Origin of the sequence: Streptomyces sp. SUK 48 (assembly GCF_009650765.1) — a bacterium.
GTDB lineage: Bacteria > Actinomycetota > Actinomycetes > Streptomycetales > Streptomycetaceae > Streptomyces.
Genome location: NZ_CP045740.1, coordinates 838,141 through 858,057, shown reverse-complemented (window position 1 = coordinate 858,057; position 19,917 = coordinate 838,141). Strand labels below are relative to the sequence as shown.

Sequence of the window (19,917 nt, the reverse complement as noted above, 5' to 3'; positions counted from 1 at the left end):
TTCCCGAAAGTCTTCACGCCTACTACTGGGTGAGTCTATGCAGGATCGGAAGAATCGATGAGCACTTACGCGCAAGCCCCTGCGCTGACACCATTGTTGACTGCCGCGGCGCGGATCTTGGGGCGGGATCCGGATGACACACGATCCGCTGCACAGAACTGCTCATTCGTCGCCTTGGGCGGCACCTCGCTCAGTGCAGTCGATCTCGTTGCGCGGGCCGAACGGCTGGGCCTGGAGATTGAGTTGCCGGCCCTGCTGAGCGATGACTCACTGGCCCAGGTCTTGTCAGCGGCACGTCCGGTCCCAGACCAGGTCCGGAACCGGACGCCGACACCACGTGCCGACCGAGCCGTCACCGTGGGCGAGAGTGCGATGCTGATGAGCGAGGACCTGGGCGCTGGCCATCCCTGGCGCCTGCTCTTCAGCGTTGATCTGTACGGCAAACTGGACGAAGACGCACTGCTCAATGCCGTGCAGGCGCTCACGGACCGGCACGAGGCGTTGCGCACCGTGTATTTCCGCGGGCCTGAGGGGCTACGTGCCCGCGTCATCCGGCAGTGGCGGGCACGACTGCATGTCAACGAATTGGAGCTTGCCGAGGGAGAAGCCGGTGTGGACACCGTCCACGCCGTGCTCGGCGCGGCTTCACCCTCCCTGTTGGCGCCGTTCGAGTGTCCGCCTGTTGTCTTCAGCCTGACCAAGAGCGGCAGCGGCCGCCGTGTGCTGAGTCTGCTGATTCACCATGTGGTGGCCGACGGCTGGAGCATTGGGCTGCTGTGGCGAGAACTGTTCTCGTACTACCAGGGGACCGGGCCCGAGGCGGCGGCGTCCGCATTCTCGGATTGGCCGGAGCCTGACCTGGGCACCGAACACATCGCGGTCCGCCGGGCCGGCGAGCTGTCCGACATGCCGACCGTGCTCGAGCTGCCCGGTGACTTGGGCCGGCCTGATGTCTTCGACGGACGAGGGGCGCGTATCCCCGTTCACCTCGCCGCTGACATCCGTGACCGATGCAACGAGGTGGCGCAGGTATGTGGCGTCACTCGCAACGTTGTGTTGCTCGCGGCGTGGTCGCTGGCCATTGCGCGTCGGGCTGGTCATGCCCGACTGCTGGTCGGTCTGTCCTGGGTCGGTCGATCGACGTCGGCGCAGCAGTCAACGGTCGGACTGGGTACATCAATGATCCCGGTGAAATGCGAGATTGACGACACAGCGACCGTTCGCGCATACATCGAGAACGTCAGCCGCGACGTCCGGGCCGCGATCGGCGCCCGGGACGTGCCGTTGAAGCGGCTCGCCACCGGGGTCGGCGTTCAAACGGATGTCCGGCGCAACCCGTTGGTCCAGATGGGCTTCGCCGCGCATGACGAGATGGTGCCCGAGCGGCTCGATGTCCCGGGTCTGGAAGTCCGGCTGTACGAGGGGCACTGCGGTGGCGCGACACTCGATGCCCTGCTCTACGTACAGCGATGGGGCGAAAAGCCGCGCCTGTGCGTGGAGTATGCGTCCTCCGTCATTTCTCCTGGCGAAGCGGCACTACTGATCGCAGACTTCCTCACGGTGTTGCGACAGGCGACTGAGAACCCGGAGCGTCAGATCAGGACCGTTACAGCGCAGCAAAGTGGCCTCCTGCCGTCTTCCGCGGTGACGTCCATACCGGTCGCGGTGAGTGGAGCCAATGAGACCCCGCATACGACTACGGGCCTGTGGCAGCTTATCGAGCAGGTGGCGGAGCGGAACCCGGATGCGCCGGCGGTGACGCTACCCGGCCGTACGCCGCTGTCTTACACTGCCCTTCTGCGTGCCGTAGAAGCCCAGTCCGCTGCGTTGTACGAAGCCGGTGTCCGAACGGGCGACTGCGTCGTCATCGCTGTTCCACGGTCGGCCGAGGAAATCGTCGCGGTGCTGGCTGCAATCCGGCTTGGAGCCGCATACATCGGCATGGAGCCGACGGCACCGGCCACGGTCGTACAGCGCGTCGCTGAACTGGCCCAGCCCGCAGCTGTGTTGGCTCACCCTGAGCGTGCGGCCGAACTCGCCTCCGCAGGGCTCGTGGCTGCCTCCGTCGACCCCCTTGACCCGTGGGCGGCCTCGGGCCCGACCGCTGCCATACCTTCATGCGCCGCACCCGACCCGGAACGGGTCGCCTACATCGCCTTCACCTCCGGTTCGACCGGCCTGCCGAAGGCAGTACGTATCCCCCACCGCGCCGTGCTCCGACTGATCCTTGACCCGGATGTAGTGCGACCCAAGGCACTCGGGCGTTTTCTCAGACTCGCCCCGCTGTCCTTCGACGCCTCGACGCTGGAACTCTTCTCGCCGCTGGCCGCGGGTGGATCCATCGTGGTCCACCCGAACCAGCAGCCGACGACCGCGGCATTGGCTCGCTTCCTGCACGATCACGCGGTGACGGGGCTCTGGTTGACCGCCGGGCTGTTTCGGCTGGTGGCGGATCACGAACCGGAGGCCTTCAGCGCAGTCGATCATTTGCTGACCGGCGGAGACGTTGTGCCCGCAGCCCAGGTACGCCGCGTGTTGCAACGCTGCCCCGGGCTGCGAATCACCAATGGTTACGGACCAACGGAGAACACGACCTTCACCACAGTGCATCACCTGGACGATGCCGCCGCAGTCGGCGACGCGGTACCCATCGGCCGGCCGATCGCCGGAACGGACGTGCTCGTGGCAAACGAAGCCGGTCTACCGGTTCCACAAGGCGTGGTCGGCGAGCTGTATGCGTCAGGCGACGGCCTGGCCCTCGACTATCTGAACGATCCCGCAGAAACCGAGCGCCGCTTCGTAGTGGGACAGGACCAACGTCGTTACTACCGCACTGGCGATCTCGTGCGCTGGGACGGGGAGACCAACCTGCGGATTCTGGGCCGCCGGGATCGCCAGGTCAAAGTCCGGGGATTCCGCGTGGAACTGGAAGAAGTAGCCGCGGTTCTGCGGAAACTACCCGATGTTTCGGACGCAGTTGCGGTGACCACAACCACTGACGGAGGTGAGACACGGATCGTGGCGGGGGTCGTCGCCGACCGAAGTGCTGTCGACCCGCTGCGGTTGCGAGCACTGGCGTCCGAGCAGCTGCCAGACTACGCAGTGCCCTCCCTCTGGGCCGTCACCGAACGCCTTCCAGTCACATCGAACGGCAAGGTGGACGCGGCGACGTTGACTGTTTGGGCGCTCTCCGCATCCCAGCACGCCGCGTCTGCTCCCGACCCTGCCGAAGCCGATACGTCCGACGAGATCGAGGAAATCGAAGCGATCGAAGACCGAGTCGCGGAGATCTGGGAAGAAGTCCTGGGAACAACCGATTTCGGCTACGACGATCGGTTCTTCGATGTAGGCGGGGACTCCTTGCAGATTCCCCAGGTCCGCAAACACCTGATTGCCGCCTACCCCGGCTATGAGGTCAAGCTCGCCGACATGTTCAGGTACGCAACCGTCAGGCAGCTGGCCGCCTTCATGCACGCAAAGGTGGGTGTCGCATGAATAGCGCGACCATCATGGGTTCGGACGTCGATGCGGCTGTCGCCGTCATAGGCCTCGCCGGACGGTTCCCTGGTTCCGACTGCATCGACCAGATGTGGTCCAATCTTCTGGCTGGCGAGGAGTCCCTCACCCGATTCAGCACCGAACAGCTCATTGCCGCAGGGGTGCCAGCGGAGGACTACGAAAGCCCTGACTACGTACCGGTGCGCGGAGTTCTCAGCGATGTCGACCTCTTCGACGCCGCGTTGTTCGGATACTCGGCGCGAGAGGCGCAGCTGACGGATCCGCAACAGCGACTGCTCCTCGAATGCGCGTGGCAGGCATTGGACGCTGCCGGATACGGCGGATTCCAGGGCCGGGGCGGCGTGTTCGCCGGCACGGGCATGAACAGCTATCTCCTGCATCATCTGCTGGCCGATCCGCATGGACCGAAGGACACGGACCTCCTTCAACTCATGCTGGGTAACGAGAAGGACCATGCAGCTACCCGGATCGCATACAAGCTCGGCCTGCGCGGTCCTGCGGTGGCTGTCCAAACTGCGTGTTCCACCTCACTGGTCGCGGTGCATCTCGCGAGGCAGAGCCTGCTGATGGGTGAGTGTGACATCGCCCTTGCGGGCGGCGCCTCAGTCCAGTTCCCTCAGCATTCCGGATACGTATACTCCCGCAACGGGATCCTTTCACCCGACGGTCACTGCCGCCCCTTCGATCGTGATGCACGCGGCACGGTGGTGGGTCACGGAGCCGCATTGGTGGTTCTCAAGCGGGCCAGGGACGCGTACGCCGACGGTGACACCGTGCATGCTCTGATCCGCGGATCAGCCATCAACAACGACGGCGGACGCAAGGCCGGATACACGGCTCCGAGCGCCGAAGGTCAAGCTGAGGTGATCGGCGCGGCCCTGCGCTCCGCGGGAGTTGCCGCCGATACGATCGGCTATGTCGAAGCGCATGGCACGGGCACCGAGATCGGTGACGGCATCGAGATTTCCGGCCTGACGGAAGCCTATCGGGACTACACGGACAAGACCGGCTTCTGCGCGATTGGCAGCCTCAAGGCGAACCTGGGGCACCTCGACGCGGCAGCCGGTGTGACCGGGCTGATCAAGGCAGTTCTCGCCGTTCGCGAAGGAACGATTCCGCCAGCGGTTAACTGCCCGGAACCGAATCCGGAAATCGACTGGGCATCCACACCGTTCTTCGTGAACACCGGGACCCGCACCTGGCTGGCTGAGGGCGGGCCGCGGCGGGCCGGCGTCAGCGCCTTCGGCATCGGCGGTACGAACGCTCATGTGATCGTGGAGCAGGCACCGGCACAGCCGGTGCCTCAGGCACAGCGCTCCAGGCAGTCCCTGATGGTGCTATCCGCCCGCGATCCGCAAGCTGCCAGGGCATCTGCGGACTTGCTCGCGCAGAGCCTGGACACAGCAGTCGCGGCAGATGTTCCGGACATCGCGTACACACTCCAAGTCGGCAGAGCCACCAACAACTGGCGCACCGCAGTGGTCGGCGGCGATCCCCACGCCCTGCGTGATCAGCTGCGATCGGCCTTGCCGCGCCGCGCATACCGCGCAGGCACACTCGGGTTCATGTTCCCCGGCCAAGGGGCACAACGACTCGGCATGGCATCAGGGCTCTACGATGAGTTGCCACGGTTCCGGGCGGTTGTCGACGAGTGCAGCGAGCACCTCGCCGGACAGCTCGGCATCGATCTGCGCACCCTGCTGCTGGACACGACCGACGACGCCAGCCTCGAAACGATCCTGCGCAGAACCCGGTTGGCCCAGCCAGCACTATTTGTCACCGAGTACGCGCTCGCCAGCCAGCTCCTCGACTGGGGCATGAGGCCCACAGTGCTCATCGGCCATAGCCTCGGTGAGTACACCGCCGCCTGCGTGGCGCAAGCGCTCTCATTGCCGGATGCTCTGGATCTCGTCGCGGTGCGTGGCCGCCTCATGGACGGTGCCCCGCCCGGGGCCATGCTCGCTGTTCACGCTGCGGGGGACAAGGTCGAACCACTGCTTCCCGAAGGCGTTTCCATCGCGGCCTGCAACGCTCCCGAGGCGGTCGTGGTCTCGGGACCATGCGAGGCCGTGGAGCAATTCGCCGAGACAGCCGCTAAGCGCGGCATCTTCGTTCGGCCGTTGCGTGTCTCCCACGGGTTTCACAGCGTGCTGATGGACTCGGTACTCGACGAGTTCCGGGATCACGCGTCTGCCGTGCGCTACCGGCGTCCACGGCTGAGGGTGATGTCGAACCTCACCGGAGAACCGGTGAGAGCGTATTCGGCGGAGTACTGGACCAGGCATCTGCGCGAACCAGTGGGGTTTTCCGCCGGGCTGGCCCGAGTGCTTGACATGGCCGATCCCATGCTCGTGGAAGTCGGCCCCGGGCGGACCCTAACCAGCTTCGCCAGGTCACATGAGCGGGACGCAGCACTGCCGTGTCAGCCGATGATGCCAGGCACTGAGGGCACGGACCCTTATACAGCGCTCCTGGCAGCAGTCGGCGCGCTGTGGACCGCCGGCACTGAGGTCGACTGGACGGCCTTCAGCGGTGGGCAGGGACGCCGAATAGTCCTGCCGCCGTACCCGTTCCAACGTCGTCGGCATTGGGTGGAGCGGTCCGCACCTGCCCGAGCCGAGCCCTTGCCTGCGTCGAAATCGGCGACCGAGCCTGTCGCTCAACAGCAGGAGCCCATGAGAGAGGGACAGGAACCGGCCACGGTTGAGTCGAGGCTCCAGGCCATCTGGAAGCAGTTGCTCGGCGATCAGCCGATCTCGGATGACGCCGACTTCTTCGGCCTGGGCGGTGACTCCCTGCTCGCAGTACGTCTCCTGTCACTGATCCGGCGCGAGTTCGGTGTGACCCTGAATCTCGACACAGTACTCGAACACCCGGTCCTTGCTGCGCAGGTGGCACTTGTCCGGGAGCGTTCGACGGAATCCTTCACACCCGCCAACGGCCATGCCGGAGAGGACACAATCGCCCCATGAGTTCCGAAGGAAAGCCGCTGGCACGGATTGCGGCTTTGCGTGACAGCGCGGTGCAGCCCGTGGTGGTCGTGGACTTCAACGAGTTCACCTCCAAGACCACGCTGGCCGACGTAGCGGCCGCGATCACCGCCGAACGAGGCCTCTACAGAATCGACGCGGTAACCGCTCCCGTCACGGACACAGTCGGAATCGTAGAACTCGCGCAGGCATGCGCCCAGGAGCTGAGGCGCCAGGGGGTGTATCCGGAGACCCTGATCGGATACTGCAGTGCTGCGACGTTGAGCATGCACCTCGCTGCGGAACTCACCGTCCCGGGTTCTCCCGGGCCGCGAGTAATCCTGGTGGAGCCGAGCTGGTTGACACCGGATCTAGTCCGAGCCGATGCGGCAGGGATCCGGGCGAGCCTGGAGACGACTGCGCGAGAGGATTACTGCGGCGAGCTGTCCATCGAAGCGGTCATGGACTGGTTGTGCCTGGCTCTGGTCAGCAGATTGCGCGCTGATGGGCTTCCCGACGACGACCTCGATCTGTGCCTTGGCATGCTCAGCGATCGCTATCGCGCCTGGTTCACCTTTCTCCTACAGACTCTTGATACCCCGATCCCGGCCGACTTGCGGCCTGACGCGGTGATCGTCGGCAACGACGGACTCCGATTCCCCCACCCGGACTGGGCGGGTGAACGGGTCCAGACGGAACAGTTGCCGCTGCCGACGGGCTCCCTGCTCGGCGATCCGCAGACCGCCCGGCTTCTGAGCCGGCTCATCGACTCGACATCGGTCGCATCCGGGCCGTCGGAGTACGGCGAGCCGGCGCGGGATGACGGAGCCCGCATGGTGGATCTCCTGAGGCAAGGGTTCGACCTGGCGGACAGCGCACCGGCTATCTCGGACGAATCCGAATCGATCACCTACCGCGAACTCCGGCGGCGCGCAGACGACTTGGCGCAGCGGTTGCGCGACCGAGGGATCGGATCTGATGTGACCGTCGCTGTCTGCGCGGAGCGATCAGTGAGCCTTGCCGTCGCCATCGTTGCGATTCTGCTCGCTGACGGAGCATTCCTGCCCCTGGATCCGGCCTGGCCAGCCAGCAGGATCGAGCACGTGGTCAACGAGGCCGCGCCGCTGGTGATCCTGGGCGACGACCGTTGCCGTCCGTTCCTGCCGACGGGCCTCGGCCCAGCGGTACTTGATTTGGACGGCGCTCCCCATACTTTGACTGAACCCGTGGTCGAACGGACTCCACCCCAGAGCCGTGAGGTCGGCGATCTGGACCTCGCCTATGTGATCTACACGTCGGGCTCCACTGGCCGGCCCAAGGGAGTCGGCGTCCCTCACCGCGGCCTGGTCAACAGGCTGCGCTGGATGCAGGAGCAGTTCCCGATCGGCCCCGGCGACGCGATCCTGCAGAAGACTCCCTACACCTTCGACGTCTCCGTCTGGGAATTTCTGTGGCCGCTGACCGTGGGAGCCCGATTGGTCATGGCCAGGCCAGACGGGCACCGGGACCCGGAATACCTGGCCGAGACAATCCGTCGCGAAGGCATCACGATTGTCCACTTCGTCCCTACGATGCTCGAGGCTTTCCTGGCCGAGACCGCAACAGCTCCATGCTCCTCACTGCGACACGTCATTGCCAGCGGCGAGGCATTGAGCCATGGGCTCGCCAACCGGTTCACCGCTTCGCACGACGCCCAATTGCACAATCTCTACGGACCGACCGAAGCGTCGATCGACGTGACCTGGTGGGACTGCCGAGCGTCCGAGCCCGGGCCCGGTGTTCCGATCGGTCGGCCGATCCGGGGAGTACATCTGTCCGTTCGTGACGACGCCGGTCAACCGGTTGCAGCTGGTGAACTGGGCGAGTTGTACCTTGGCGGGGTGTGCCTCGCCCGTGGATACATCGGTCAGCCGGAACTAACTGCGGCGAGTTTCGTCGACGATCCCGACGCCTCGGGTGAGCGCCTCTACCGCACGGGCGACCTGGTCAGGTGGTCGAATGACGGATTCCTGGAGTTCCACGGCCGCCGTGACCATCAGATCAAGCTTCGCGGGCTGAGAATCGAGCCAGGCGAGATCGAGGCTGTGGCCTGCGAGCGCCCTTCGGTGGGCTCGGCTGTCGCGATGGTACGCGAGGACGTGGCCGGTAGTCCGAAACTCGTGCTCTACCTGACGCCCGTCCTGAACCCGGAGGAGACCGCCGCAGTACGCAGCCACCTTGCCGCAATGCTGCCGGAGTTGCTGATCCCTGCTGCAATCGTCTCTCTCACGACTTTCCCCATCACCGCCAACGGAAAGTGCGACAGGGCGGCTCTACCCGCTCCGGCGGACACCGGCCTCGGCCGCGGTGGTACTCGTCGGCGTCGTACAGGAGTAGTCCGCTCCGCGGGCTCGCGCCAAACTCAAGCCTGAGTTGACTCTATTGAGATCATTTCATCTTGAACTCGCAGGTCACGGGCCTGGTGTGAGCGGCGGCTGATGTACTCGGGCTGGTCAGGGGAGAGATCGTTAACACGTGGTCGCCGGTCACGGGCAGGGTCTGGCGTTCTGGGGTGGGGTCGGCCGTTGGCCGCGTAGCTTCCGCTGTATGACGGATGTGCTGACGTGGACGGTGCAGCAGCGGCTTGAGCTGGAGGAACGTGCCCGGCTGTTGCGCAAGGAGCTGGCCGGTGTAGAGGCGCGGCTGGTTCGGTTGGAGGCTGCCGAGGTGGTCTTCGGGGAGTGGGCGGAGGCGACGGACGGTGGGCGGAATTCGGCGAGCATCGTGGAGCCGGAGCCGGAGCCGGAGCCGGTAGCGGTGCGGCCGGGATGCGGCTGGTCCCGGGCCGTGTTGACGGGATGGGTCTGGAGGTCCTGACCTCGGGCTATCGGCGGATTATGGAGATCGTCGCCGACGCGGACGGTCCGGTGATGGCGAAGGACGTGGCCCGGTCGCTGGGCCGGGATCTCACTCCCGGCAAGGTCGAGCCCGTCCGCGGCCAGCTGCGCAAACTCGCCGACCGGGGATGGCTGTCGCGGACCGGAGCGGGCCGCTACCTGCCACGCTGACCTGGCTGGATCGTGGGCAACAGGGCCGGTGCGGGCCGTAACGCGGGCGCCCCCGGCGGGAGTTGGCCAGTCTGTGACAACGAACCAGCCCGCCGAGGGCGCTCACGATGCTGTCTACCGGGTCCGGCTCCCGCTGTCGAAGCGGACTCTCGATCTCGTCGGTGATCTGATATGCCGCGAACGCGACCGGCTGGGCACCCGCTGGCGCAAGCTCCCCGCCGGCACCCAGGCGGTGATCGTGCTCGCCGTTCTCCGCCATGACCAGCGACTTCGCGACATGGCTGGCGGCAAGGCCGTCTCCGCCTCCACCGTGCGCCGCTGGGTGATGGAGGTCCTGCGTCTGCTGTCCGCCCGCGCCCCGCGCCTGGACCGCGCACTGAAGAAGATCGCCAGGAAGGGCGGTGTCGTCGTCCTGCTTGACGGAACCTTGGTCCGCACCCGCCGCCGCACCAGAGCGGACAGCCGTAAGAACTACAGCGGGAAACACAAGGCCCACGGCCTGCTGTTCCTCGCGCTGACCGACGAGAAGGGCAAGCTGATCTGGATCTCCTACACGGCTTCGCCAACCTGAAATCATGGCGCATCCTCGCCAAGGTCCGCATGAACGCCCGACACGCGACCACACTCCTGCGTGCCCTCCTCGTCCTGGCGAATACCGAGGTTCAGAGGTGACGGATGATCTCCCCGAAGTGATCACGATGTCCACCGGCAGGAATCCGTCACTCCCGGATCACACCAGGCCCGGTGCCCTGCAGGAATCAGGATGAAACGATCTCACCGACGGCGTGGCTCCGTCTGAACCCGGCTCCCGGCAGCGCCGCCGCCCCGAAGGGCTGATCGGAAGGAGCGTGTCGGTGGCGGCGGGGAAGCCGTCACGACAGCCAACTGCCCGGCTTCGACCGCGGCGCCAGCGAAGAACGGCACGCTTTGAGCTGTGCAGCAACCCGCTCAAGCAGCGGCAAGGCCTGGCCATGCGAACCGATGTGGTGACTGCGGTGTGTTCCGCCGGATTTGTGGGACTGGCGGTGAACAACCGGCGCGCCGCGCTGCCAGAATGGGCATGCGGGTCAGGGGCGGATGGCTACGGCTCCGTAGCAGGATGCTTCGGGATCGGTGGTGGGCTCATCGGCACTGTCATGGTCGGGACGCCATCGAGGTGTAGGGACGATGCCGGGGTCGACGAGCTCCCAGCCGTCGAAGAACGCCGCGAACTCGGTACGGCTGCGGGCCCGCGTCGGGGTGCCGGCCGCGGTGTAGACCTGGGCCACACGGGAGGCTTCTTCGGGCGCGAACTCCGCCGTGAGATGGCTGACGGCGAGCGCGCTGCCGCTCGGAAGAGCTGCTTTGAGCAACTCGGTGATCTTGTGGGCACCATCCGGTACGAAGTGCAGCACGGCGTTCAGGCTGAGTGCAATCGGCTCCGAGAAGTCCAGCGTGGAGCGCGCTTCTTGCAGGATGGTCTCAGGTTGGTTCACGTCGCCCTGCACATAGGCCGTGACGCCTTTGGGTGACCCTTGCAGCAGAGCCTCGGCGTGGATGAGGACGATCGGGTCGTTGTCGGCGTACACCACTCGCGCCTCAGGATTCACCTGCTGGGCGACCTCGTGGAGATTGGGGGATGTGGGAATTCCGGTACCGATGTCGATGAACTGCCGGATGCCCGACTCGGCCAGGTAGCGGATGGAGCGCCGCATGAACCCTCGGTTGGCACGAGCAGCCGTCCGTGCGTACGGGAACACAGCCAGCGCGCGCCCCGCGGCCTCCCGGTCGGCTGGGAAGTTGGTCGTCCCGCCGAGGTAGTAGTCGTACATCGTCCGTTCCACGGCGTCCCAGGCCCTCACACGCCTCGCCCGCGCGCTGCGCAACGAGCGGGGAGAGCGGTGAACACGAATCAGCAGCGGCTCCTGCCCAGCACACGCCGCGCCGCCGGCCCCGCCGCGCGGCGCGACCGCGCGGCGGACCTCCCTGCGCGCCCTCGCCCCTCCCAGGCCCAGGCCCAGGACAGCAGCTGGACCCGGCTGCTGGCAGCGCCGAACTCGCTGCCCTCGGACCAGGAACAAGCAGCCCACGAACTGGACCTGGCAGCGGCCCTGGTTCTGGCCATGCCCACCGCCGCAGCCTCCCTGGCGCTGCTCACCAACAGCCAGTCCGTCCACCCCGAAGGCGCCCTCGTCCTCGGAGCGCTCCTGTATGTCTCCGGCCACCGTGACGGCAGCCAGTTCTGGCTGCAATTCGCGGCCGGTGGCGGCAACCACACCGCCGCCTCCCTCCTGAGCCTGCTGCATCGCAGCCTGGGAGAGGTCCTGGACGCAGAGACGTGGCGCAGACAGGCGGACACACTGGCCGATGCCCGCGAACAGCGCACTGTCCAAGAGGTCTTGGACCCCTCCGACGAACTCCTGCCCCGCGCGGTGCGCGCCGACATAATCGCCCGCTGTCACGAGGGCCTCGACGTCCGCTTGCCGCCACGCGTCGCCGCGGTACTCCACCAACTCCCCATCGACAGCGACGACCCGGAGTACGGCGAGGTGCCACAGGTCAGTGCCAGCCTCGTCCGCGCACTGGCGGCCGCTGTATAGGATCCGATGCTCCCCAGTCGTCGCGGGCGCGACCAGCCCGGCATTGGTCAGGGGCGGAGCGATCCCCGTTTGCCGGCGCGGGGCACATCGGCCCCGAACCCGCTTGGTTCGGGGCCGATGTGCGCGCGGCCGACCGGCTGCATGCCGAGGCTGGTGCTGACCGCACACCCTGAATCGGTGCAGTACCAGAGTGGGACCGAAGCCGAGCCGCAGCAGGTTCGTCGGCGAGGGCTGCCGCGACCGGTGTCGTCGGCGGCCACCGCCAGGACACGGCACAAGCCCTCGGCGTGCTCCGGGCCCGGGGCTTCCAGCAAGCCGCCCGCCTGGCGGTGTGCTCGGTCAGGGGGACGCGGTGCCAGCTGCCGTCCAAGCGCAGGCTTTCCGTCGATGCGTCCTCCAGCCCGCCCGTCACCCGAACGATCACGTGGAGCAGGGCCCGACGCGCGGCCAAAGTCGTCCACGGGCTCGTCGCAGTAGCGGGGTCGAAGGCATCCATGAGTCCTGCCGCTCCAGTCACATCGGCCGGACCAGGCCCGTAGCCTGCCGTCATGGAGCTGATCGCGCGGGCGCGTTGCCAGAACTGCTTGGATACCGCCGAGTTACCTGCTGGCTCGCTGGAGGGCGGACGGATCGCGCTACGCTCGGAGGGCTGGCGGATCGGCCGGGATGACGCGACGGACCAGTGCCCGCGGTGCGTGACCGCCGCAACGCCCACGCCCGCCCCCACGCCCAGGCAGTATCCGTGCGATCCGTCCAGCCACGCATACGGGGCGGTCGTCATCGCGCCGATTTTGAAGGCCGGCGGATTTGCGCACGAGCCGGGCGCCGACATCTGGCGTGACGGACCGGACTTCTGCTGGGAGGAGGCCGTCCCCCAGGAGGAGTTTCCCCAGGGCGCCGAGCTGTGCGTGCGCGTGCACTACGCGCTCGGGACCGCCTCACGCAACGGCCGTACCACGCTCGACCCGTACACCGCCGAAGACGACAAAAAGCTGACCGAGGCCCTGGATCGCCTGGCCCGCTATCTCACCGAGCAGGGGTTCCGCTCGGCGATCGACGCGCGCGACGGCGAAAGGCGGCACCTGGTCGTGCACCGGCTGCCCGGCGAACAGCACCCGTCCCGTCCCGGCGTTCGCTGGGTACACCGGCCGGCCGCCCCGTAGGCTCGCGGTATGCCGCACCCTGCCATCACCGTTCTCGACGGACTGCCACCGGGGCGTCCGGGCCACGGCCCGGAACGACACCGGATACAGCTCATGATCGAGTGATCGTCGGCTCGGACCACCACCAGGCAGCGCCGCTTGGACCGGCGCAGCGTCGCCCGGTACCTGGCGGTCAGTCCTCAAACTGCTGGCCGGGGCGTCCCTCTCGGTGACGGCGCCGCTGGGCGAGGAGCATGCGGACCCTGGCCAGGTTCCTGTCTGGCCGGGCAAGGCCGCGTTCTCCGGGGCTGTCAGGTTCAGCGCGGTTGCCGTTCCGGTTCCGAGCGTCCCGTCCGCGCCTGGAGATGTGGTTCCGGGGGTTTTTGGTAGCTGCTCTATCGCCAGGTCTGTGATCTCACACAGGAGCCCTGCGGCATGCTCTATGGTCAGAAGTGGCTGATGAGCAGGGCGCTTTGGAGCCGGAAGGGTGAGCGGACCGATGCTGGGGAAACGTCGAATCGCGGTGTTCGGTGCGGGCTACATCGGCCTCGTGACGGGCGCTTGTTTCGCGCAACTGGGCCATGACGTTGTCGTACGCGACATCCAGCAGGAGCGCGTCGAGATCCTCCGGAGCGGCGGTGTCCCGATCCACGAGGACGGACTGGCCTCGCTGATCGCGGAGAATGCCGAGCACCTGACTTTCACCTTGGACGCCGAGGAGGCCGTGCGCGACGCCGAGGTCGTGTACGTGTGTGTGGACACCCCATCGACGCCGTCTGGGGATGCTGATCTGTCCAGGATCTGGCAGGTGATCGATACTCTGCGGGATGCTCGGCATCTGATGGCTGTGGCGGTCAAGAGCACGGTGCCTGTGGGCACCGGCGCCCGGGTCAGGGCTGAGATGGACCGTGCCGGCCTTGAGCATGTGGGATACGCGTCCAATCCTGAGTTCACCGCCGAGGGCAAGGCGGTGCGGGACTTCATGCGCCCTGACCGGGTGGTGATCGGTGCCGACGATCCTGAGACGGCGAAGTTGATTGCCCAGTTGCATGAGGGTGTGGACGGGCCGATCGCGCAGATGGACGTCCGTTCGGCGGAGATGGTGAAGCTGGCTGCCAACGCGTTGCTGGCCACGAAGATCAGTTTCGCCAATGAGATCGCGACTATCTGCGAAGCGACCGGCGCCGACGTGGAGCAGGTGGTCCACGCGGTGGGGCTTGACCATCGGCTCGGGCCGCATTTCATGCGGCCCGGCGTCGGATGGGGTGGTTCCTGTTTCCCTAAGGACTCCCGCGCGTTGCGGGCCTTGGCCGGCAACGCCGGTTACTCCTTCCAACTCCTCACTTCTGTCATTGAGGTGAACGACCTTCAGCCGCGGCGCGCGATCCAGCGGCTGAAGGATGAGCTGGGCGGGGTCTTTCACAACCGGACGGTCGCTCTGCTCGGTGTCGCCTTCAAGCCTGGAACGGACGACGTGCGCGAGGCCCCGAGCGTGATCATCGCTTCGAGGCTCCTGTCTGAGGGTGCGGACGTCCGCTGCTGGGATCCGCTGGTCCGCCAGCTCGGCAGCGCTCCCTGGTCGTCCACCACACGCTGTGCCACGCCGCTGGAAGCGATGACCGGCGCGGACGCGGCGATCATCGTGACGGAGTGGCCGGAGCTCCAGGATGTCGCCTGGGGCGAGGCAGCGGAGATTATGGCACGGCCCTTGGTGTTCGACGGCCGCAATCTCCTCGACCCGCAGCGGATGGCCTCGCTCGGTTTCACTTACATGAGTGTGGGCCGCGAGACGGTGCGCGGCGAGGTCTGATCCCCTAACGAGATGGCCGGGGCAGCGAGTGTCGCTGCTCCGGCCATCTTGTCTGCCCCGCGGTGCGGTTGCTGGGTGATCATGCTCCTTGCTGGGCGGAATCGCGGCGGGGGCGGCCTGCCGCGAGGGTGTCAGTCACGTGGTGCGCACGTCTTCCGACAGGTCGAGTCCGCCGCTGCCTGTGAACGGGGCGCGCCCGGTTGGGGTCGGGTGGGCGGGTGGTCGTCAGGCGGGGACGCTTGCGAGTACCCGGTCGTACATCTGGGCGTACCGAGTGGCGATGGTGGGCCAGCTGTAGTGCTGGACGACGAAGTCGCGGGCGTTGCGTCCGCGCCGGTCGATCTCCCCGGGACGGGTGAGGGTGTCCAGCAGGGTGGCGTGAAGGTCCTCTGCGTCGGCCGGTGCGGTGAGCCACCCGGTGGGCCGGGGCCCGTCGGGCCGGATGGTGGCGAGGGGGCCGCCGCTGGCGGTTGCGACGACTGGCGTGGCTGAGGCCATCGCCTCCAGGCAGACAAGCCCGAACGGCTCTCCGACGGACGGGGTCACGAACAGGTCGCTGGCGTGGAGGCCGTCGATCAGATCGCCGTGCGGTCGCCAGCCCGCGAAGTACACGTCGTCGAGGATGCCCAGGCGCTCTGCCAGGGTGTGAGGATGCTCGCCCTCCCATTCGCCTGGGAAGCCGCCCAGCACGAGCAGAGCCGGGCGCACCGGGGCGCTCTCTCGGAGTGCGGCGAAGACCTGGAGCAGCAGGTCCAGACGCTTGAAGTTGAGGAAGCGGCCCATCCACAGCAGGAGGGGGCGCCGGTTGCCGGCGTCGTCGCGCAGCATGCGCTCCACGTCGGTTCGGTTGTAGGTGATGGTGCCGGGGCCGTGGCCGGGCTGCCACCCCTGTGGGTCTTCGACCAGCCAATGCTGCAGGAGGCTGCGCTTGCCGGTTTCGTCGAGGGAGGGGCGGGGCTTGAACAGCTCGGTGTCGACTCCGTTGGGGATGACCTCGAGCCGCGCTTCGGGAATGTGGAGGAGCTCGTGGGCGAGGGTGCGGTCCTGCTCGGAGACGGTGACGATGTGCTCGCTGATACGGGCGTGTTCCCGCAGGGTCTGGATCCAGAACTCGGCATGGGTCCAGCTGGCCCACCGCTCGCCGGGCAAGTTCGCGGCGTCGGTTCCGGCCGTCTCTTCGCGGCGGGCGAGTTCGGCGACGGTCGAGCGGGTGCCGGCGGCCCGGCGCACGCGGTCCAGTGCGCTCTGGAGGAACTTCAGGTCGGTGCCGTGGAGGGTCGTCACGACGGTGCGTTCCAGGCGCCGGGCTGCGGAGTGCTGGGGGTGAGGTGGTGCAGATGGAGAAGGCCGTCGGTGCCGGCACCGTGCTGGGCGAACTGGCGCGTCCAGTAGTTCTCCAGGTGCGCGTTGGTGCGGGGTGAGACGGCGGAGAACACCCGGTCCGGCACGCTGGGGCGGTCTTCGTAGGAGGGGTGCAGGGGGACGGCCGCCTCAAGAGGGTCCAGACCGGCGCCATGGGCGGTCGCGGCGAGGTTGTAGTCGGAGGAGACCAGGTGGGCTGGGTCGTAGAAGGTGGGCGCGTGGGAGCAGTCCCCGGGGCCGCCGAGGCTTCCAGCGAAGACCCGGGAGGGGCGGCCCTGGGCGCGGAGCTGTTCGGTGAGGTTTTTCGCGACCAGGGCGGACCCACCGCGCGGGTAGAAGATGAGGCCGTGATCGACGGGGACGGGGCGGCTCATGTGCTGCTCCTTCTGTGGTGCGGCGCTGCGGGTCAGGGAAGGTCGATGAGGACGGACGGGCAGGGAATCGCCTCGTGGTGGCTGGTGGCGATCAGCTCGTACATGGCGGCGTAGATGCGGTGGGTGAGGGCCTGGCCGTTGAGGAAGGCGATCTTGTCGGTGACGTTCGGGCACGCGGTGCCGTCGGCGGCCATGGTGAGGAAGGCGGCGGTGATGTCGCGGGGGGTGACGGCACTGCTCGTATGGGCGTCCTCGTAGACGGTCTCCGTGCGGCCGGTGCCGCCGATGAGCGGGTTGCGCCGGTGCTCGACACGGATGGTGTACGGCTCACCGACCGCGTCGTTCTTGGTCAGCCGCACGTGCTGGAGGCTGCCCTGGTGCAGGTCGATGACGTACTGCGACATGCGGCCCTTCTCGCGGAACGCGACATCGTCCTGGGCGTCATGGGCCAGCGCGCCGACCGTGCGGTTGGAGAGGGAGTTGGAGGTGAAGGTGTAGGAGAGCAGACCGTGTGACCGCTGCTGGGAGTCGAGGAGTTCCACGGTGAAGCCGAAGTCCATCTCGGCCAGCAGGACGCGTTCATCGAGGGCTGTGGCATGCAGGCCGGCTTCGGAGCGGGGCCGCAGCAGGGCGGTGAGGACGTCGCCCTGACCGGTCGCCAGGTGGTCACCGACACGACGGACATACTGCAGGGTCACGCGCAGCACGCTGATCTTGCCGGGAGCGAGCAGGAGGTAGCGGGTCAGCTCGTCGAGGTAGTGGTAGCTGCTGAAGCTGAGCGCCCCGACGCCGTGGGTGTAGCCGTGGGCGTTTCCGAGCGCATACTCCTCGGGCAGGCGGAAGTGACCTCCGGCGACGTCGATTCGGCCCATGGTCAAGGACTGGTTGTGGGCGTCGTGGACTTCGCGGATCAGCTCCCCGACATGCAGGAAGGCGTCGTTGGCGCGGCGCCGCAGGGGTACCGCGAACAGGTGGCCGGGCCGATCGCGGTGAGCGCGTAGCAGCGTGTCGAAGCGGCGGTGGATCTCCGCGGCGCGCACAGGGTCCCAGGCGGCGTCCTCGACACAGACGATCGGCTTGTCGCACAGGACGGGGATGCCCCGGTCGGTGGCCCACTTGAGGTAGGGGTAGTGGGCGACGGGGTCGCAGGCGACGATGACCGTGTCGAAGCGGTGCTCCTTGTGGGCCTGGTGCAGGCGGTGCTCGAGCTGGTCGGGTCTCTCGTCCGGGCTGGGGCTGATCCACGCGGGCTTGTCCCGCTGCACGAGGGTGGCGAGGTCGGGCATGTGGGCCAGGAGGGCCGGGCTGTAGGGGTCGCGAGGGTCGCAGATGGCGGCCACGCGAACGGGAGCGCCGTCCTCCTGGAGGTTGAGGATGGCCGGGATGTGGTTCTCGGTCGCGGCCCAGTGGCCGCAGCCGCCGACCAGCAGGACACTGATCGGCCGCGGTTCGGGTGAGGGCATGGTGATGCCTTCCCGGGCCGCCGCGGTGTGGCGGCCCATAGGAGTGAGACAGAGCTGGCGGGGTGCTCGACTCAGGAGTCGAGGAGATCTGTGACCAGGGCCCGCATGTGGCGGCTGCCGCCGGTGCTGAGGGCGTGCTCGCGGATCGTCGCCAAGGTGGCGGAGTCCGCGCGGGTCAGCGCGTCGCGCACGTCGGGCAGGTACGGCAGGGCGACGGTGAGAGCGGTGACGCCGAGGGAGGCCAGGACGATGGCTCCCACCGGATCGCCGGCCAGGCCTCCGCATGCGGACACGGGGATGCCGTGGCTGGCGCCCGTCTCGGCAACGGCCCGCACGGTGCGGGTGACGGCGACATGCAAGGGGTCGAGGTCGCAGGCGAGTTCCGCGCTGGTCCGCGAGATCGCCGTCAGGTACTGAGCAAGATCATTCGTGCCGATACTCAGGAAATCGACGTGTCCGGCGAACTGGTCGACGGCCAGGGCGCAGGCCGGAACCTCCACCATCACACCGAGGGGCAGAGCGGGTGCGCCCAGGGCGGCCTGCACCTTGCGAGCCGTCTCGGCGGCCTGGAGGAACTCCTCGACCCGGGTGACCATCGGGAACATCAGGCGCAGCTGCGCGCCGTCGTCGCGTGCCACCCGGTAGGCGGCCCGCAACTGCGGCAGGAACAGGTCCTGTCGGCGCAGGCTCAGTCGCAGGCCACGCACGCCGAGGAACGAATTGTCCTCACGGGGCAGCCCGAGCGCCGGCACTTCCTTGTCGCCGCCGATGTCCAGCGTCCGCAGGGTCACGGGAGCACCGCCGACAGCGCGGGCGATCTCACGGTAGGCGGCGTAGTGCTGCTCCTCGTCGGCGAGGTCTCTTTCGCGGCCGAGGAACAGCAGCTCGGTGGCGAGCAGGCCCAGACCGTCGGCACCGGCCTCGCGGAGCTCGGCAGCCTGTGACGCCAGTGTGATCGTTCCCGTGAGAGTGACCGGCGGGCTCCCGCCGTTCGTCCGCGGCCGCGGACGCCTTGCGCGCCGGTCGCGGTGGGCGGTCGCGGAAGCCAGGTCATCTCCCGTGAGCCCGCTGTAGAAGGTGCCGGTGTCCCCGTCCAGGGCGCACACCGTTCCGTCCGGGATGGACAGGACCCCGTCACCGGCCGCGACGATCGTCGGAATCCCGAGGCTGTAGGCGGCCTGTACCGCGTGAGAGGTCGGGCCTCCGGCTGCGGTGCAGAACCCGGAGACCCTGGTGAGGTCCATAGCCTGGGTTTCAGCCGGCGTCAGGTCATGGGCAATCAGGATGTAGGGTCCGTCGGTGTCGGCCCGGGAGTGCAGTTGGCGCGCCGGTGCCACCGCGAAGCCGCGGGAGCCGGCGACTCCATCGTGACGGGTGACAGATGTGGAGAACCGGCTCGTCTTGATGGCGTCTGCGCGTAAGCCCCCTGGGACGTCGCCCTCAATGGCCTTGGCCGGGGCAGTGCTGCTGGCCGTTGAGTTCATGTCGTGCCTCCGTCGTCGGGAACCGGGATAGGCCGGAGTGCGCCGGGTGCGACCGGCCACGGGTCAAGGACGCTGCTGCTGCGGACTGCTGTGGCCCAGCCATGGCGCCGATTGCCGGCTGGACGGGCCCGAACGCGGCGTGCTCAACAGGAGCGGCAGCCAGCGGGG

General features: G+C 67.5%; 14 protein-coding genes. 9 read left to right on the top strand and 5 right to left on the bottom strand.

The genetic code is table 11. The features are described 5' to 3' along the window. Window positions 1–57: 57 nt before the first annotated feature. The 6 genes from GHR20_RS03790 to GHR20_RS03765 all read left to right on the top strand — a co-directional run bounded on the left by GHR20_RS03790 (window position 58) and on the right by GHR20_RS03765 (window position 10,106). Window positions 58–3,495 (top strand): non-ribosomal peptide synthetase, encoded by a 3,438-nt coding sequence (locus tag GHR20_RS03790; RefSeq protein WP_153812212.1) that lies wholly within the window; start codon window positions 58–60, stop codon window positions 3,493–3,495. After that, a complete protein-coding gene (locus tag GHR20_RS03785; protein WP_153812211.1) occupies window positions 3,492–6,491 on the top strand; it encodes a type I polyketide synthase in 3,000 nt (999 codons plus the stop codon). Before GHR20_RS03790 ends, GHR20_RS03785 begins: the two co-directional genes overlap by 4 nt. After that, on the top strand, window positions 6,488–8,899 hold the full coding sequence (locus GHR20_RS03780; RefSeq protein WP_153812210.1) for an amino acid adenylation domain-containing protein: 2,412 nt from the start codon (window positions 6,488–6,490) through the stop codon (window positions 8,897–8,899). Before GHR20_RS03785 ends, GHR20_RS03780 begins: the two co-directional genes overlap by 4 nt. Window positions 8,900–9,074: 175 nt before the next feature. After that, window positions 9,075–9,344 carry a hypothetical protein gene (locus GHR20_RS03775; RefSeq protein WP_153812209.1) on the top strand — a complete coding sequence of 90 codons (270 nt, stop codon included), beginning with the start codon at window positions 9,075–9,077 and terminating at the stop codon, window positions 9,342–9,344. Further along, window positions 9,326–9,535 (top strand): hypothetical protein, encoded by a 210-nt coding sequence (locus GHR20_RS03770; protein ID WP_243877916.1) that lies wholly within the window; start codon window positions 9,326–9,328, stop codon window positions 9,533–9,535. Before GHR20_RS03775 ends, GHR20_RS03770 begins: the two co-directional genes overlap by 19 nt. Before the next feature lie 73 nt (window positions 9,536–9,608). Further along, complete coding sequence (locus tag GHR20_RS03765) at window positions 9,609–10,106, top strand: hypothetical protein (RefSeq protein WP_243877915.1); 498 nt, start codon at window positions 9,609–9,611, stop codon at window positions 10,104–10,106. Window positions 10,107–10,602: 496 nt separating this feature from the next. Here the strand turns inward: GHR20_RS03765 and GHR20_RS03760 are convergent, their stop codons facing one another. Then, a complete protein-coding gene (locus tag GHR20_RS03760) occupies window positions 10,603–11,358 on the bottom strand; it encodes an SAM-dependent methyltransferase (protein WP_275549591.1) in 756 nt (251 codons plus the stop codon). Between the two features lie 57 nt (window positions 11,359–11,415). Between GHR20_RS03760 and GHR20_RS03755 the strand changes: the two genes are divergently transcribed. From GHR20_RS03755 to GHR20_RS03745, 3 genes are all read left to right on the top strand, one after another. Then, window positions 11,416–12,114 carry a hypothetical protein gene (locus GHR20_RS03755; RefSeq protein WP_243877914.1) on the top strand — a complete coding sequence of 233 codons (699 nt, stop codon included), beginning with the start codon at window positions 11,416–11,418 and terminating at the stop codon, window positions 12,112–12,114. Window positions 12,115–12,662: 548 nt separating this feature from the next. Further along, complete coding sequence (locus tag GHR20_RS03750) at window positions 12,663–13,277, top strand: hypothetical protein (RefSeq protein WP_153812206.1); 615 nt, start codon at window positions 12,663–12,665, stop codon at window positions 13,275–13,277. A 466-nt stretch (window positions 13,278–13,743) separates the two neighbouring features. Further along, window positions 13,744–15,066: a UDP-glucose/GDP-mannose dehydrogenase family protein gene (locus GHR20_RS03745; RefSeq protein WP_243877913.1), complete on the top strand. Its 1,323-nt coding sequence runs from the start codon at window positions 13,744–13,746 to the stop codon at window positions 15,064–15,066. Between the two features lie 225 nt (window positions 15,067–15,291). On the opposite strand, the gene GHR20_RS03740 is transcribed toward GHR20_RS03745, so the two are convergent. From GHR20_RS03740 to GHR20_RS03725, 4 genes are all read right to left on the bottom strand, one after another. After that, window positions 15,292–16,350, bottom strand: a complete 1,059-nt coding sequence (locus GHR20_RS03740; protein WP_153812205.1) for a glycosyltransferase family 4 protein — start codon at window positions 16,348–16,350, stop codon at window positions 15,292–15,294. Beyond that, window positions 16,347–16,802 carry a hypothetical protein gene (locus GHR20_RS03735; RefSeq protein WP_153812204.1) on the bottom strand — a complete coding sequence of 152 codons (456 nt, stop codon included), beginning with the start codon at window positions 16,800–16,802 and terminating at the stop codon, window positions 16,347–16,349. The genes GHR20_RS03740 and GHR20_RS03735 overlap by 4 nt, the downstream gene beginning before the upstream one ends. A 32-nt stretch (window positions 16,803–16,834) precedes the next feature. After that, window positions 16,835–18,265 carry a Gfo/Idh/MocA family oxidoreductase gene (locus GHR20_RS03730; RefSeq protein ID WP_194858793.1) on the bottom strand — a complete coding sequence of 477 codons (1,431 nt, stop codon included), beginning with the start codon at window positions 18,263–18,265 and terminating at the stop codon, window positions 16,835–16,837. 71 nt (window positions 18,266–18,336) lie between these two features. Beyond that, window positions 18,337–19,809, bottom strand: coding sequence for a putative PEP-binding protein (locus GHR20_RS03725; RefSeq protein ID WP_153812202.1), 1,473 nt, complete (start codon window positions 19,807–19,809; stop codon window positions 18,337–18,339). Between the last annotated feature and the right edge of the window lie 108 nt (window positions 19,810–19,917).